Source organism: Dorea sp. AM13-35, from assembly GCF_003473885.1.
GTDB classification, from domain to species: domain Bacteria; phylum Bacillota; class Clostridia; order Lachnospirales; family Lachnospiraceae; genus Dorea_D; species Dorea_D hominis.
Window position 1 is genome coordinate 45,201 of sequence record NZ_QUCZ01000010.1, and the last position, 14,150, is coordinate 59,350.

General features: G+C 39.3%; 18 protein-coding genes. 15 read left to right on the forward strand and 3 right to left on the reverse strand.

Going from position 1 to position 14,150, the window contains the following annotated elements; translation table 11 throughout:
* Positions 1 to 29: 29 nt before the first annotated feature.
* The 4 genes from rlmD to DW152_RS13530 all read left to right on the forward strand — a co-directional run bounded on the left by rlmD (position 30) and on the right by DW152_RS13530 (position 4,197).
* Complete coding sequence (gene rlmD / locus DW152_RS11465) at positions 30 to 1,490, forward strand: 23S rRNA (uracil(1939)-C(5))-methyltransferase RlmD (protein ID WP_118288679.1); 1,461 nt, start codon at positions 30 to 32, stop codon at positions 1,488 to 1,490.
* 176 nt (positions 1,491 to 1,666) lie between these two features.
* Complete coding sequence (locus DW152_RS11470) at positions 1,667 to 2,809, forward strand: DUF2971 domain-containing protein (RefSeq protein WP_118288680.1); 1,143 nt, start codon at positions 1,667 to 1,669, stop codon at positions 2,807 to 2,809.
* 12 nt (positions 2,810 to 2,821) lie between these two features.
* Complete coding sequence (locus tag DW152_RS11475; RefSeq protein ID WP_022465213.1) at positions 2,822 to 3,304, forward strand: hypothetical protein; 483 nt, start codon at positions 2,822 to 2,824, stop codon at positions 3,302 to 3,304.
* 8 nt (positions 3,305 to 3,312) lie between these two features.
* Positions 3,313 to 4,197: a YecA family protein gene (locus DW152_RS13530; protein ID WP_118288681.1), complete on the forward strand. Its 885-nt coding sequence runs from the start codon at positions 3,313 to 3,315 to the stop codon at positions 4,195 to 4,197.
* Between the two features lie 25 nt (positions 4,198 to 4,222).
* Here DW152_RS13530 and DW152_RS11485 read toward each other — a convergent pair whose 3' ends face one another.
* Together DW152_RS11485 and DW152_RS11490 are read right to left on the reverse strand one after the other, a co-directional pair.
* Positions 4,223 to 5,287 (reverse strand): recombinase family protein, encoded by a 1,065-nt coding sequence (locus tag DW152_RS11485; RefSeq protein ID WP_118288682.1) that lies wholly within the window; start codon positions 5,285 to 5,287, stop codon positions 4,223 to 4,225.
* Between the two features lie 66 nt (positions 5,288 to 5,353).
* Complete coding sequence (locus DW152_RS11490) at positions 5,354 to 5,551, reverse strand: excisionase family DNA-binding protein (RefSeq protein WP_118288683.1); 198 nt, start codon at positions 5,549 to 5,551, stop codon at positions 5,354 to 5,356.
* A gap of 177 nt (positions 5,552 to 5,728) precedes the next feature.
* Between DW152_RS11490 and DW152_RS11495 the strand changes: the two genes are divergently transcribed.
* From DW152_RS11495 to DW152_RS11505, 3 genes are all read left to right on the forward strand, one after another.
* The gene (locus DW152_RS11495; protein ID WP_118288684.1) at positions 5,729 to 6,160 is read left to right on the forward strand and encodes a helix-turn-helix transcriptional regulator; all 432 of its coding nucleotides are present in this window, start codon (positions 5,729 to 5,731) and stop codon (positions 6,158 to 6,160) included.
* Positions 6,161 to 6,350: 190 nt separating this feature from the next.
* Positions 6,351 to 6,581, forward strand: a complete 231-nt coding sequence (locus DW152_RS11500) for a helix-turn-helix domain-containing protein (RefSeq protein ID WP_118288685.1) — start codon at positions 6,351 to 6,353, stop codon at positions 6,579 to 6,581.
* A 47-nt stretch (positions 6,582 to 6,628) separates the two neighbouring features.
* Positions 6,629 to 7,807 carry a DEAD/DEAH box helicase family protein gene (locus tag DW152_RS11505; RefSeq protein WP_118288686.1) on the forward strand — a complete coding sequence of 393 codons (1,179 nt, stop codon included), beginning with the start codon at positions 6,629 to 6,631 and terminating at the stop codon, positions 7,805 to 7,807.
* A gap of 297 nt (positions 7,808 to 8,104) precedes the next feature.
* On the opposite strand, the gene DW152_RS11510 is transcribed toward DW152_RS11505, so the two are convergent.
* Positions 8,105 to 8,341, reverse strand: a complete 237-nt coding sequence (locus tag DW152_RS11510; RefSeq protein WP_005341369.1) for a helix-turn-helix domain-containing protein — start codon at positions 8,339 to 8,341, stop codon at positions 8,105 to 8,107.
* 210 nt (positions 8,342 to 8,551) lie between these two features.
* On the opposite strand from DW152_RS11510, the gene DW152_RS11515 reads away from it, so the two are divergent.
* The 8 genes from DW152_RS11515 (at position 8,552) to DW152_RS11550 (ending at position 14,145) form a co-directional block, all read left to right on the forward strand.
* On the forward strand, positions 8,552 to 8,863 hold the full coding sequence (locus tag DW152_RS11515) for a hypothetical protein (protein WP_215727210.1): 312 nt from the start codon (positions 8,552 to 8,554) through the stop codon (positions 8,861 to 8,863).
* 40 nt (positions 8,864 to 8,903) lie between these two features.
* Positions 8,904 to 9,236 carry a DUF5720 family protein gene (locus DW152_RS11520; RefSeq protein WP_005341391.1) on the forward strand — a complete coding sequence of 111 codons (333 nt, stop codon included), beginning with the start codon at positions 8,904 to 8,906 and terminating at the stop codon, positions 9,234 to 9,236.
* 187 nt (positions 9,237 to 9,423) lie between these two features.
* Positions 9,424 to 10,332: a ParM/StbA family protein gene (locus tag DW152_RS11525; RefSeq protein WP_044912250.1), complete on the forward strand. Its 909-nt coding sequence runs from the start codon at positions 9,424 to 9,426 to the stop codon at positions 10,330 to 10,332.
* The gene (locus DW152_RS11530) at positions 10,329 to 10,619 is read left to right on the forward strand and encodes a hypothetical protein (RefSeq protein WP_006426993.1); all 291 of its coding nucleotides are present in this window, start codon (positions 10,329 to 10,331) and stop codon (positions 10,617 to 10,619) included. The genes DW152_RS11525 and DW152_RS11530 overlap by 4 nt, the downstream gene beginning before the upstream one ends.
* A gap of 154 nt (positions 10,620 to 10,773) precedes the next feature.
* The gene (locus DW152_RS11535; RefSeq protein ID WP_007884604.1) at positions 10,774 to 11,325 is read left to right on the forward strand and encodes a hypothetical protein; all 552 of its coding nucleotides are present in this window, start codon (positions 10,774 to 10,776) and stop codon (positions 11,323 to 11,325) included.
* A 70-nt stretch (positions 11,326 to 11,395) separates the two neighbouring features.
* Entirely contained in the window at positions 11,396 to 12,691 is a 1,296-nt protein-coding gene (dcm, locus tag DW152_RS11540; RefSeq protein WP_055247004.1) for a DNA (cytosine-5-)-methyltransferase, read from the forward strand.
* 2 nt (positions 12,692 to 12,693) lie between these two features.
* Complete coding sequence (locus tag DW152_RS11545; RefSeq protein ID WP_006426990.1) at positions 12,694 to 13,650, forward strand: amidoligase family protein; 957 nt, start codon at positions 12,694 to 12,696, stop codon at positions 13,648 to 13,650.
* Between the two features lie 12 nt (positions 13,651 to 13,662).
* The gene (locus tag DW152_RS11550; protein ID WP_006426989.1) at positions 13,663 to 14,145 is read left to right on the forward strand and encodes a gamma-glutamylcyclotransferase family protein; all 483 of its coding nucleotides are present in this window, start codon (positions 13,663 to 13,665) and stop codon (positions 14,143 to 14,145) included.
* Positions 14,146 to 14,150: the final 5 nt, after the last annotated feature.

Here is a 14,150-nt window from a genome sequence, read left to right on the forward strand (position 1 = left end):
GATAAGATTCAATTTAAGTGGAGAAAGATATGCAAAAAAACAATGTTGTAACAGTTACAATTGAAGATATCGGCGTAAATGGAGAGGGCATAGGCAAAGTTGATGGCTATACCCTCTTTATTAAAGATGCCATGATCGGAGATGTGATCGAAGCGAAAGTCATGAAAGCGAAGAAGCACTATGGCTATGCGAGATTACAGAAGATCCTGACGTCGTCCGAGGCGAGAGTGAAGACACCGGCATGTCCGATGGCGAGAAAATGTGGTGGCTGTCAGATTCAGGAAATGAAATATTCGGCGCAGCTTGCATTTAAAGAGGGAAAAGTGTGCGGCAATCTGGAACGGATCGGTGGTGTGCCAGCGGAGCTTTTAGATGAGATCATGGAGCCGGTTGTTGGGATGGAACGCGGCGAAACCGCAGAAGTTGCGGCTGCTGCGGATACTGAAAAGGCAGGTGCAGCGGACTATCAGCCGTTCTGTTACAGGAATAAGGCACAGTTCCCAATCGGCACAGATAAAGAAGGACATGTGATTGCAGGATTTTATGCCGGAAGAACGCACAATATTATTTCAAATACAGACTGCATTCTTGGTGTTCCGGTAAATAAAGAGATTCTGGAGTGTATTCTTGCGTTTATGGAAGAATACAAGATTCTATCTTATAATGAAGAAAAGCATACCGGTCTTGTGCGCCATGTGCTGATTCGTTACGGCTTCACAACCGATGAGATCATGGTCTGTCTGATCTTAAATGGAGAAGAACTGCCGCACGCAGAAGTTCTTGTGGAGCGTCTGCGAAAAATTCCGGGAATGACAAGCATTACTGTTAATGTGAATCGTGCAAAGACGAATGTTATTATGGGAGATAAGATTAAACTTCTGTGGGGACAGACATTTATCACAGACTATATCGGAAATGTAAAGTATCAGATTTCACCACTGTCATTTTATCAGGTGAATCCGGTGCAGACAAAGAAATTATATGAGCTGGCGTTGGATTATGCAGACCTGACCGGTGAGGAAACGGTGTGGGATCTGTACTGCGGAATCGGAACAATTTCCCTGTTTCTTGCTCAGAAGGCAAAGCAGGTGTACGGTGTGGAGATCGTGCCGCAGGCGATTGATGATGCGAAAAATAATGCTAAGATTAACGGAATTAAAAATGCAGAATTTTATGTCGGAAAAGCCGAGGAAGTTCTGCCGGATTATTATAAAGAATATGCGAAGACGCACAATGGTGAGAAAGCACACGCAGATGTGATTGTTGTCGATCCGCCGCGCAAAGGCTGCGAGGAATCGTTGCTTCAGACGATTGTTGACATGCAGCCGGAGCGTGTTGTGTATGTCAGCTGCGACAGCGCAACACTCGCAAGGGATGTGAAGTTCCTGCGCGAGAAAGGCTACGAGCTTGCGAAGGTGCGCGCGGTGGATCAGTTCCCTCATACGGTGCATGTGGAGACAGTGATTTTGATGTCAAGGAAAGATAAGTAAAAATAAGAAAATGGCTTATTTCCGGGCTTTTTCGGAGGTTAGGATGAAAAGCCTAACTGATGAAAAGGCTCGGATTTTTGTTTTGCAGGATGGATATGTCGCTAGAATTGATGGTCGGGTAGGCTGATTGGATAGTGGGTATCTGAGACTGTGGATTGGATGCGAGGTGAAGAAAGATGGATTTATCGGAATTAATAATGAATATACAACAGTTGGCACCGCAATTAGCATCTACGTGTTGTGTTATTAATGGTGCATTTATGACCTTGGAAGATGTAGAAAAGATGGGATATGATGAGTTTTTATATAGATCCAAAATAAATATGCCATTAAGGTTATATAAATATTTTTCAAATGCAGAAAATGATAAAGAAGGAAGCAAAGTGAATTATTCAATGATTGCATTAAAGAATAATACAGTGTACATGCAATCGCCGAGTCTATTTGATGATGTTTATGATTCTGAGATTAATATTGACTATTATGACTACCATAAATATCGTCTTTTAGAATACTGTAGAAGATGCGGATTACCTGTTGATGAAAGCAAAACGATAGAAAATATTGGCATAGAGCTGTTAAAAGCAATTCAAGAATCTGTTGAGAAAAATAAGGATTTTGATCATATTTTTACAGTGTCACCAACTTCTGAAATAGAATCGATGTCTAATGAGATTTTCATAAATAAAATTGAAATAGGATTATCAGAAAATCAAGATATTGGACAAGTTGTCTCGAAAATTATTTCGGAAGAATATCAAGAGTATATGGAAGAATTGAGAAATACATTTAGAATATCATGTTTCGCAACAACGCCATATTCACAATTAATGTGGGGAAAATATGCAGATTGCCATAATGGTTTTTGCATCGAATATACTGTACTTCCAAATGACGAAAAATATAAAGACCTATTCTACAATTTGTTTCCAATGGTCTATTGTAAAACGCGTCCCAATATTACAAAAGAATTGGTAGAGTGGAAAGATAGAAATAAGAATAAAGAATATTTATGGGATATTTATTTTAATGGTGCATTAAGAAAAAGTATTGATTGGGCATTTCAGAATGAATGGAGATTACTTCTTCCGTTAAGTGAGAAGAATGGTGATAATTGTAATGTGGAATTCTTTCCTATAACTAGAGTGTATTTAGGAAATCGTATGCAGAGTGAAAAGAGAAAGGAAATAATAGATTTTTGCAATAATAAAGGTATTCCATATATTGGAGTCCAAAGAAATCCCAACATATATGAGATGCAAGAGTGTAGCTTGAAATGTGAGGATTGTGTTAATTTTATGGATAGTGGAAAGAAATAGAGAGGTTTTAAGATGGATTTGATTATAAAAGATACTAAAGCTGATTTTAATGAATATTTTGATATTTGTAATGCTTCAGATGAAACAAAAGAGAAATTTGAAACAAAAGATTTTCTTGTTGTTCCGAGTAAATATCAAGACAAAGAGTATTATTTTGCACAGGAGACAATTGATTTTATCAAATATTGTCGATTAAATGATGCGGAGCATACTTATGATGTATTGGCAGATGGAGATATTAGTGTGCGTTCGTTGCACTCTTTTGATATATGGATGCCTGTGATATGGGTGGCATCTAATATACTATTGCCGTTTGCTATTAATATGGTATGCAATTATATTGCGGAGAAGCGTAAAGGACGTGAGAAGGAAGAAACTCAAGTAGATGTAACATTTATAGTAAAATCAAAAGGAAAAGAAAAATCATTACATTATAAAGGTGATGCAGTTGCATTTAAGGAATCTTTTGAAAAAATAGATTTAAATGATATGTGAGGAAAATAATGCTGAGATATTTTATTGAACGCGCTGATTTGCAGCAAGTGAATTATATATGTAAGCAGTTGAATGAAGTTAAAAACAGATTATATTTGAATGATTTTGATAATCCCCAAAAAGAATTAGAGTTATGCAATGTCTCGTTTGAAGAGATTTTCACAATTGCTGAAAATGAAAATAATGAAAAATTGGCAAATTCAAATTACGTTTTTAAATGCTATTTTTTATTGTTTTGCCACCTGATGTCGTATTTTTCACTGTTACAAGAGCGTAGTTATAAGTCTTCTTGGTCTAGGTTACAAGACTGTATAGATGACATACAGTATATAGGAAAATTTGCGGAAGACAGACTGGAATTGCCAGTTATATTGGAGTTGCTATTGAAATATGAAAACATGTATCCTTATAAGGTGTTTGCGAGTAGTGAGTATGTTATTTCAAAGTCACATTGCAGTATATGTGGAGAATCAATGCAAAGTCTTGCGTGCTCTCATATTAAGGGGAATCTTTATTGGGGAAAACCAGCGATTGAACATATTGATGAAATAAAAACGATTCAAGCAGTTTGTTTAGTTAGTCATCCGGAAGACAAACGATGTATTATTGAGCCTTCAGATGATGATAGACCGGAAAGCGAAAAGTTTAAGAAATTGGATGAATTTCTCAAACTTGGATTACCTTTTTTGCAGATGTTTGAAATAGACAGTAAAATTGAAACGAGAAGGAATAAGAGCATTGCGGGAAGAAATGATAAATGTCCTTGCGGAAGTGGAATAAAATATAAGAAGTGTTGTGGAAAAGATATATATTATCAACATGAAAGAAATATTATTACTCCAAAGGAAAAGATAAAACTTGTAAAAATAGAATTAGTTTCAGAGGTGCTTTAGTTATAGCACCTCTGATATTTGAAAACTATACCTCCACCGTCATTCCGGACTTAAACTCAACGCACACTTTATCATCATATACCACGATTCTCTCGACCATTCTTTTGACCAGAGATTCGTCAAATTCGGTGAGTTCAGTGGATTGTGATTTTATGAAATCATAGAGTTCTTTGAGCCTGTTAACCTGGTCATCGCGGGTAGCACCGTCGGTGAGAGTCTTTTGCTTAAGTTCACGGTAGTGGAAGATTTCTTCTGCGATGGAATTGTATTCTTCCTTGTTGTTGGCTTTGTTGATGAGTTCTTTCTGGAGTTCCAGAAGATGCTTATCAATTTCAATTTCCGAAATGGCAGCAGATTCTTTGACTACCTGTGCAATGTGGTTTTGCAGTACTTTCAAATAATCCTTTTTTGAAGCAAATACTTCGTTGATAGCCCGGATGACAATGCTCTTTAATTCTTCTTCGTTTACAGTTCTAGTCGTACAAGGGATGGTGCTTCGTGAACGGTCAAGGCGGCTGGAACAGCGCCATACGATGGATTTGCAACCGTGGTTATTCCAATGAATTCTTCGGAAGAAATCTTCGCAGTTTCCACAGATAACCATCTTAGAAAAAATATGGTTGGAAGTGTAGGAGCAGGCTCGGCCATTGTGGTCTTTCTTAATGCCACGTCTTCTTACAAGTTCTTCCTGTACCAATAGGAATATATCTTTTGGAATAATGGCTTCATGGTCATTCTCAACATAGTATTGAGGGGCAGAACCATTATTTTTTATTCTTGTTTTGGTAAGGAAATCCGTTGTGATGGTTTTCTGTAAAAGTGCATCGCCCATATATTTTTCATTTTGAAGAATTTTATTTATGGTGCTTGTATGCCACCTTTTTCCACCTGCACCAGTGAGTAATCCATCGGCTTCCAGTCCGGCTGCAATCTTATCCATACTAGAGCCTTCAAGGTATTCACGGTAGATTCGCTTTACTGTTTCAGCTTGTTCTGGGTCGATGATAAGATTACCTTCGGCATCCTTGGTATAGCCTAAGAAACGATTGTGGTTTACTTGTACCTTGCCCTGTTGGTAGCGGTATAATATTTAGTTGTCATTTCTTCTGTATCGCCACAGCAATCTGCCTGGTAGATGGTAAGAGGGAAAGGTAAATTAGTGTTTTCCTTCACTGGCTTCACCTCCCTTGGATTCCTGCGTTAACCATTCGTGAAAACGGTCAACCGGAATAAGGATGCGAGTTCCTATTCGAATGGTGGGAAAGTTAGGCTCGTGAACAAGTTGATATGCCTTGGTTAAGCCGATTCCTAACTCCGCTGCCATTTCAGGAACACTGATTGTTGGTTTCTGCATGTAATGATTCCTCCTTCTTTATTTTGTCATCAAAGTAACGATATTGGCATACTTTGATGATGCTAGTATATATTACTGTTCATTACCTGTCAATACTAAAAGTTTACAAAAATAATTATTTTTGTTGACAAAGTGATGAAATTAGCATACTTTAATATAGAAGGAAGGTGACAAATCATGACAATGGGTGAAAGAATTAAGGAACTTCGTAAAGAAAATGGCATGACGCAGACTGCACTTGCAGAGGCACTTGGTATAACAAAGGGTACGGTATCTACTTGGGAGACCGATACCAGAACTCCTGGATTTGAAACATTAAGTAAGATGAGCGATATATTCCAGAAGCGTATCGAATATATTATGGGAAAGTCAGATGATTCATCTGCGCCTGTAATAGATGAAGCGGCTATGGAAGATTTGGCTTTGTCACAGGTGGAAGATGACCTTACAGAATATGCACTGAAGTATGCAAGACTTGATCAATTCGGAAGAGAGGCTGTGGAGGCAGTTATCAGAGCTGAATATAATAGATGTAGAAGTCAGAATGAGCTGGCTGAAGCCGGTGTGTATTTTGGAAAGATATCCACAAGAAGAAAGAATGAAGAATAGAATATATCATGGTGATAACCGTCTTGTGCAGAAGTAAATTCAGGAGTAAATTCCAGGTGCAAGACGGTATTTTTATGCAAAAGTAATTTCGAGAACTCAAAAGCTATAATTGTAAATTAGAAAGAACTAGTGTATAATATAATGCAGTATTATAGGCTGTTTTGACGTGAGAAATATGGAGGAAAATGACATGTCAGAAACTCAAATTAAAATAACATATAAACCCTTATGGAAGATGCTCATAGATCGTGAAATGAGCAAAACTGACTTAAGAAAGAAGACGCAGATTGCACCAAGTACATTTACAAAAATGAATAATGACCAGCAGGTATCAATGGGTGTGCTTGCACGTATTTGTGTGGAATTAAATTGTGGATTTGATGATATTGTGCAGATAGAGTCCGTAAAAAAGGACAGCTAATCTGATAGAGTATAGATGTGGTAGTGAAATCCAGAAAGGAAGATGCTATGTTACCGGAAGAAAAAGCACGTGTGAAAATCGATAAACAGCTAAGAAACGCCGGCTGGGATATCATTTCAAGAAATGAATATTTGCCTAACAGTACGACTGCTGTAAAGGAAGCTTTGATGGTTGGTAATACGGAAAGTGATTATCTTCTGTTTGTTGATGGAAAAGCAATTGCAGTTGTAGAGGCAAAAAGAGAAGAAAATCCGTTAGGTGATGAAGTAAAGAAACAGGCTGAGGATTATGCGGTATCACCACAGTCTTGGTATGCGCTGTGGTTTGAAAAATTAATTCCATTAGTATATATGGCCAACGGAAATAAAATATATTTCAAAAATATGCTTGTGGAAGATAGCGAATATGAAGAACTGTCACAGATGCACTCTCCAAAGAAGATGCTTCAGATAATTGGAAAGAAGTCTGAGTACGGAGCACTTCCACTACTTGAGAAGCGAGGACTTCGTGACTGCCAGTATAAGGCTGAGACTAAGTTGGAAGAATCCTTGAAACTGGGTAATAAAAAGAATTTGGCGGTACTAGCTACGGGGTCTGGTAAGACATATCTTGCCTGCTTAGCTTCATATAGATTGTTGAATTATACACAGACGAAGAGAATTTTATTTTTAGCGGATAGAAATAACCTTGCAAAGCAGGCACTGTCAGAATTCAGTTTGTTTGACAGAACTGAAAATATGCAGCAAATGGGCAACCTGTATACTATCAAACGATTAAGAAAAGAAAATGATGTAAACGCAGATATAGTGATTTCAACAATTCAAAAACTTTTTGCAGTACTCACAGGTCAGGCAATTCAAGATGGCAATGAAGATGAAGAGGATGAGCTTGCAAAGAAGAATGAGGAAAAAGAAAGTAAAGAAGTTGTAGAACTTTGTAATGATTTGAAACTTCCTCCAGATTATTTTCAACTCATTATCGTGGATGAATGTCACAGATCCATTTATGGAAAGTGGAAAAAAGTATTAGATTATTTTTCAGGAGCAACGGTATTAGGTCTTACAGCAACTCCTACACCAGAGGCATATGCATTCTTCAATAACAATATTATCGAAAATTATAAGTATGAAGATTCTATCGTAGATGGTGTCAATGTGCCATCGAGAATTTATAGAATTATTACGGATGTTACCGTAAAATGGAGTACAGTTTATAGTAGTGTATAGCGTGTACCAAGTTATAATTATGGGGTTGAAAATAACAGTATACACAGATAATGTGGAAAAATGTGTATGACGTTTATATAGAAAATAACATTGAAAAAGAAATTCAAGAATGGGTAAATTCATTAAATTTAAAATAGAATAATAATTACATGAGTGACAGAAGATAAGAATCTGAATTCCCTGTCACTTTTATATTATTTGATAAGAAAAAAGAACTGGTTTATATCCGATAAGAATATAGACTGGTTCTTATTTTTAATATGCTATTATATACACAGGGAGTCGGGGAATGTCGAACTATAGCAAGCCGGAAAAGAAAGCATTGATATCGGTATGAAAGAGTTTTGCAAGTGCAACTAATTCAGATGCCTTAATGTTCATGCGATTTGTTTCCAGTTTGGCATAGGTACTTTTGGTGATGGAGATACCCATAAGATTTAATTTTGCAACTACTTGGTCTTGAGTCATATTGTTTTTATATCGAATTGCTTGGATATTTTTACCAATATCCATATCTGGTCTAATCTTTTGCATAATGATGAACTCCCCTTATAAAATAAAAAGATTCGTAATACAGAAATATATATATTGATTCTAAAGAATTTAAATTTTATAATGTTTCGTAATAAGGAATTATTTTTAACAGGAAGAGGTAAAAGTATAATGGATGTGGAGATGGAAAAGAGAAAATTTTTAAATCTATGTGGCAAAAGAGATCGAGCATTATTGTCAGGTGAAAAAAGAATGACATTGGGGGATATGGAACGATTGACATATCTGACAGAATTTTTTGAACTGGAGAACTATGGAATCGCCTTATGGAAAGAATTTGGTGATGATGTAAAAGAGCCATTTGAAGCGATGATGAAAATGTTAGATGAGCCGGAGTGCATAGAAGATCGATGGCTTGATGACGAAGCAAAAGGGGAAAAGTGGTTGTTAGAATTTCAGGAACTGGCATTAACGGAAGAATACAGGGAATGGATTCGAAATTATATCGATAAAAAATATGAAGAAAGAGGATTACCATATCCGACAGGAGCAGACTTCGATTAAGAGGTCTGCTTTTTTCTGGTCTTTTGGGAGGTGATAAGAGGTGGAAGTAAGTATTTATGAACTCTTGGCGGCAGCAAGAGAATCGGCTAAATCTGATTATATAAAAGGGGACAGCATTTTGTGTGAGAAGAGATTTCATCCAGATACCCATTACATGGTAGAAATAGAACTGCTGAAAAATGATAACAAGCTGGGAAAAAAGGGCAATTATATACGGAAGTTTTTGACAGAACCGGAGTATCTTCCCATTTTACAAAAGCAGGAAAAACATCTCATAAAAATAAAAAGACAGGCAATTGTTCAAAAAGGAAACTTGCGATATATCCCTCCCCCGGACAGGCTGGACCGCCGCCGGGAGAGGGATCTTTTATAACCGGCTGGGAAGGAACAGTAGTGTTCCTCTGGCGATAGTGGTATAAAAAAACCAGATTTTCCGCAGGTTTTGGGACGCTGGAACATAGAAAAGTGTTCACGAATGGCACTTTTGCAACGATCCGTTGCAGCAGTGACAACATTTTTGACCTTACGTTAAACAGAAAAAATGAAAGGATGTGATTGCGATAATCATAGGAATTGATCATGGCTATTATGCCATTAAAACAAGACAAGTGTCTTTCCCAAGTGGAATTATTGGGTATGATTACGAGCCGTATACCATGCAGAATGTTCTGCAATATCAAGGAAAGTATTATGTCTGCGGTACGGGAAGACAGACGCTGGTAAAAAATAAAACGTCCAATGATAATTATTATCTGCTGACGTTGGCAGCCATTGCAGAAGAAATCAAGCATCGGAAAGCGGAACGAAAGACAGAGGTAATTCTGGCTGTTGGACTTCCGCTTTCAAGTTTTGGAAGAGAGAAACAGGGATTCAGGGAGTATCTGTTGCGGAAAGAGCAGCCAGTGCGATTTTTATATGAAAGTGAGTTATATGAGATAACAATAAAAGATGTGAAACTGTTCCCACAGGGATACTCTGCGCTTGCTCTGCATCCAGAGTATCTGAAGAATGAACCGTCTGTTCTGCTTGTTGATATTGGTGGCTGGACCGTTGACCTTATGAGGCTGGACAATGCTGTTCCGAATGCAGCAACGTGCAGAAGTCTGGAACTTGGAGTAATCCGATGTATTGATGAGACAGCAGAACAAGTGCGTAGAAATACCGGACTGTCTGTGACAGAAACTCAAATTGAGCGTGTGCTTCGGAGGGAATCTTGCAGTATGGCAGAGGAGGCCAGACGGATCATACAGGAAAACGGACGGAAATATATAGAAAGAATACTGTCTGCGGTGACAGAATCCGGGTTTGATCTCCGGGCAGTACCCACCGTATTTATGGGGGGAGGCTCCGCAATTTTAAAACGCCACGTGACCGCACAGGACGCGATTTGCCGCCCCGTTTTTATAGAGGACGTCCATGCCAACGCAACAGGGTATGAACGGATTGTAGAGCAGATGTGGACGAGATGACACGCCCGGTATATTCGTTCCGCCCGAACCTGAAAAATCCAGAACACCAGAGGGCATGGGAGAAATTTCAAAGTGTTCCAGAAGGGCAGAAAAGCCAGTATCTGGTTCAGGCAATTCTGGAAAAAGAGGATCGGAAATGGATGGAAGAAGTCATTCAAAAGACGATAAAAGAAAGTGTTCGGGAATTAGGAATATGTGGCACTACGGAACAATTGAAAACGAAACCATCATCGGAAGAAATACCAGATCAGATGATGGATTTTCTATCTCAAATGGAAAATTTGTAAAGGGGGTGAGGCCTATGATTGCACGATACATACATTGTTGGATCTGCTAGGGGTAAGGCAAGAAATGCATCGATATCTTTGGTGGGTATTGTGAATAGCTTTCCATGCGGCTTTGGAGTATGTTGTGTGTAGCAAAAGTGAAAGGAGAAAGGTTATGGCAGAGATGAAAAATATCTGCGGAAAGATCCCGATGGACTTACATGAGAAAGTAAGAGAAGAGATTGAACTCACAGAAAGCAGCACACAAAAATTTTTACAACAGGTCATTGAAGAACATTTCAACAGAGTGGAAGGAAAAGGAGAAATAAGCATGGGAGCAGTAAGAACAGTAGCAGTACAGGTATCAGAGGAATTATTCCAGAGATTAAAAGTAGTCATCGGAAAGAAACACATGAAACAGAAAGACTTCTTAATTCAGATTATAGAAGAAGCACTGGAAAAGGTAGAGGTCGAATGGCAAAGCAAAGAGCAGCCTGAAGAATCCGAACAGACAACTGGAGAATTGGGAACAGAAGAAACTCAACCGGAAGAAAGAACTGAGCCGGAAAGGGAAAGTGAACCAGAAGAGGAAGCCGAACCGGATGGAGAAAGTGAACCGAAAGAGGAAAACAAACCAGAAGGGGAAAGTGAACCGGAAGAGGAAACTGAACCAGAAGGAGAGACTGATCCGGAAGAATCCAAAGCAGAAGAACCAACAGAATGGTAACCAATTGATACAGAATAACGAAGGGCGGTATGAGAGATCATGCCGCCTGTTTTTATCAGCAAAAAGGAGGTTGATAGCCGCAACCATTCAATTTTTTGATCTCTTTAGCGGAATCGGGGGATTTCGTGAAGGCTTAAGACGGGCAGGAAACTTTGTCTGTGTCGGACATTGCGAGGTGGATACTTATGCGGATAAGAACTACCGATTGCTGTTTGATACGGAAGGGGAGTGGTATTGTAATGACGCAAGAACAATCGAACCAGAACGAATGCCAGATTTTGATTTACTCTGTGCAGGATTTCCTTGCCAGGCATTCTCTATCGCCGGAAAGCGAGAAGGATTTGCAGATGCAAGAGGAACTCTCTTTTTTGAAATTGCCCGGATTCTTGAAGCTAAAAGACCCTCGTATTTTATCCTTGAAAATGTTCCCGGTTTGTTATCGCATGACAAAGGCCGGACGTTTTGCACCATCCTCAGTACGCTTTCTGAACTGGGGTACCATGTCGAATGGAAAGTGCTTAACAGCAAGGATTTCGGAGTCCCCCAAGCAAGAAAACGGGTGTATATTGTCGGATATTTTGATTTCCGATGTGCCGGAAAAGTATTACCTGAACCAGAAACAAATGGAGCAGCTCTTGTTCAAGTCCGGGCAGGAAGTCAGGGGAAAAGAGTCTACAGTCCCAAAGGACTAAGCTGTACCCTGACATCACAGGCAGGTGGAATGGGCGGCAAGACAGGATTATATGATGTAGGTGTTCCAATCAAAGAGAATACAAAGCTCGGCTACAAACTTGCAAGAGAAGGGGACAGCATCGATCTGGGTTATGCGAATCTCAACAGCAGGAGAGGAAGAGTCGGACACCAGATCGCACATACCCTGACAACAGGTGTTCAACAGGGAACGCTGCACTTTGTCGATCTTTCACCTCCGCCGGTGGTAACGGAAGAATGCAGAAGCCTGAATACCAGACAATGCGGTGTCCACAAATACAAAGGAGAATGTTCTGGTGTATTAGCAGAGGATGGAGCAAGAGCAGTCTTAACACCAGCAAAAGAGAATGTTCGTCAGAACGGCAGACGTATGAAAGAACCCGAAGAACCGATGTTTACAATTACTGCAACCGATCGTCATGGCATCTTGTATCACGGCAGAATAAGAAGGTTAGTTCCGAGGGAATGTCTGCGACTGCAGGGTTATTACGACTGGCAGATTGATAAGATCATAGACAGCACTTCTGACGCACAGCTTTATAAACAGGCTGGAAACGGAGTAACTGTCAATGTTATCGAGGCAATTGGCAGATTGTTACAAAAGGCAGACTCCGAACTTAACACACAGAAAGTGTCTGAGAAAGGAATCCATTAGGCATGATCGGAATAAAAGACCAATACTTTGGCACAGAAATCGAAATGACAGGGATTACCAGACAACGTGCTGCAGAAGTTGTTGCTGAAATGTTTGGAACAGAAGCATATTATGACGGCACTACTTATGGAGTCTGGTCAGTGATAGATCTGGAAGGAAAAAAGTGGAAATTTATGTCTGATGGGAGCATTTATACACAACGGAAAGTATACGGTCGAATTGTAGACGCAGGTGGAGAATATTCAACAGAAATGGTATCACCGAAATTATCCTATGATGAAATGGGAAAGTTACAGGAAGTAGTACGATGTCTGCGACAGCATGGAGGTTTTGTAAATGAGTCCTGTGGTCAGCATGTTCATGTAGATGCATCGAATCATACACCGCAGAGTCTGAAAAATGCACTGACAATTATGTATGCAAAGGAAGATATCCTGTTCAAAGCACTGAAAGTGCAGGAGAGAAGAGCAAATAGTTATTGTCAGAGGGTGCGACCGGAGGTATTGGAGAAAATCCGAAAAATACCAAATAAATCAATCACAATGGACCGAGTAAGAAATGTCTGGTATGGAGGCAGGGATGGAAGTCATACCCATTATGATCATACCCGTTATTATGCTCTGAATCTTCATGCTGTGTTTTCCAAGGGAACTTTGGAATGGCGTTGTTTTGAAAGCACACTACATGCAGGAAAGGTGAGAGCAAATATTACACTGGCATTAGCCATTTCCGCACAGGCAATCAATCAGAGATCGACACAGATGAAAAAGACACTGATATCAGAAAACCCGGCATTTACATTTCGTACATTTTTATTGAGACTTGGGTTAATTGGAGACGAATATAAAAATGTTCGAAAACATCTGCTGGCAAATCTGGATGGTGATCTTGCGTGGAGATATGATAAAAGCACGTATGAGTGTCTGAAGAAAAATCAAAGGACAGAAGGAGTCAGATAGAGGTGAGAAAAAATGAAAGATAGATATTACTTCGCTTATGGCAGCAACATGAATCTGGAGCAGATGAAGTACAGGTGTCCGGCTGCGGAAGTTGTGGAAAACGTCCGGCTTGAAAATTATCGGCTGGCATTTCGGGGAAGGGCTCCGGGCAATGGGGTAGCAACGGTTCTGCCGGAAAAAGGAAGCTATGTCGAAGGAGTCTTATGGAAAATCACAGAAGCGTGTGAGAAGAGTCTGGATTTTTATGAAGGATTCCCAAGTTTTTATGGGAAAGAATCGATTCGGGTAAAAAATCAGGATGGTGTGGAGAAAGAAGTGTTTGTATATATGATGAACGCTCCGCACAAAGATGTTCCGGCAAAGCCATCGAAATTTTATCTGGATGGAATTCTGGAAGGATGTAAGGATAACCAGATTCCAACGGAGTCTGTCATGGAAGCGGTAAAACGTACCAGACAGGAAGTAAAAAAAGAAAAAAATCGATATGCAAGATAAAACGT